Origin of the sequence: Micromonospora sp. NPDC050397, assembly GCF_044901685.1 — a bacterium.
Classification (GTDB): domain Bacteria; phylum Actinomycetota; class Actinomycetes; order Mycobacteriales; family Micromonosporaceae; genus Micromonospora_G.
Map to the genome: position 1 here is coordinate 1 of NZ_JBJDPS010000052.1, position 1,298 is coordinate 1,298.

Annotated in this window: 1 protein-coding gene; it reads left to right on the forward strand. The window is 67.2% G+C overall.

Annotation, left to right across the window (positions count from 1 at the left end; translation table 11 throughout):
• The first annotated feature begins 138 nt into the window (after nt 1-138).
• Nucleotides 139-1,266: an IS30 family transposase gene (locus ACI2K4_RS36310; RefSeq protein ID WP_404517633.1), complete on the forward strand. Its 1,128-nt coding sequence runs from the start codon at nt 139-141 to the stop codon at nt 1,264-1,266.
• Nucleotides 1,267-1,298: the final 32 nt, after the last annotated feature.

The window sequence follows — 1,298 nt, forward strand, 5'->3', positions numbered from 1 at the left end:
CTCGGGTTCTAGGGATCGTTGCAACGCCTGATCGTGTCAGGGGTTGTGATGTTCGAGGTTCGCAGCGATCGTCGGCCGCAGGGTCGGAAGAGGTTGGACGCTGAGCGTCGGGCATATTTGGATCTTGTGGCGCAGGGTGTGAGTACGGGGCAGGCGTGTCGGATCGTCGGGGTCAACCGTAGGACGGGACACCGTTGGCGGTTCGGTAGTACCGGCCAGGGGGACGTCGGGCAGCGGAGCGAACGTTCTGCTGCCCGGCGTTCGCCTGTGTCGGGGAGGTTCCTGTCGCAGGGCGAGCGAATCGTGATCGCTGACCGGCTCCGGGAAGGCGCCGCTCAGGCTTCGATCGCGGTTGAGTTGGGACGGGACCGGTCCACGATCAGTCGGGAGATACGCCGTAACCGTCATCCCGGTAGCGGTGACTACCGGCCTTACGCTGCTCAGGAACGCGCCGACGCGCGGCGGCCGCGTCCGAAGACGGGCAAGCTCGCCGCCCGCCCGGGGCTGCGTTTCCTGGTGCAGGCGATGCTGGGCCTCAAGCACAGTCCCGAGCAGATCAGCCGTCGGCTGCGTCGGGACTTCCCCGAGCGAAGCGAGTTCCACGTGTCCCACGAAACGATCTACCAGGCGCTCTACGTCCAGGGCCGGGGCGAGCTACGCCGGGAACTGACCGCGGCTCTGCGGACCGGACGGGCCGTGCGTCGACCTCACCGGCAGCCGGGGCAACGCCAACCCCGGTTCGTCGCTCCGATGCTCATGATCAGTGACCGGCCGGCCGAGGTCGAGGACCGGGCCGTGCCCGGACACTGGGAAGGCGACCTGATCATCGGTAAGGACAGCGCGTCCGCGATCGGCACCCTCGTCGAACGCACCACCCGTTACGTCCTGCTCGTGCACCTCGGACAGGGCCGGACCGCCGACCATGTCCGCGACGGTCTCCTCGCCACGATGGCCACCCTGCCCACCCACCTGAAACGGTCCCTGACCTGGGACCAGGGCGGTGAGATGGCACTACACCACGAGTTCAGCATGGCCACCGACATGCCGGTCTACTTCTGCGACCCGCACTCACCCTGGCAACGCGGCTCGAACGAGAACACCAACGGCCTACTCCGCCAGTACTTCCCCAAAGGCACCGACCTGTCCACCCACAGCCCGCACTACCTCGCCGCCGTCGCCGCCGAACTCAACGGCCGACCACGCAAAACGCTCGGCTGGGACACCCCAGCCGAGCGCCTCGCTAAACTCCTAACCGTCACCGACTAACCACCGTGTTGCAACGACCCCTGGAATCCGCC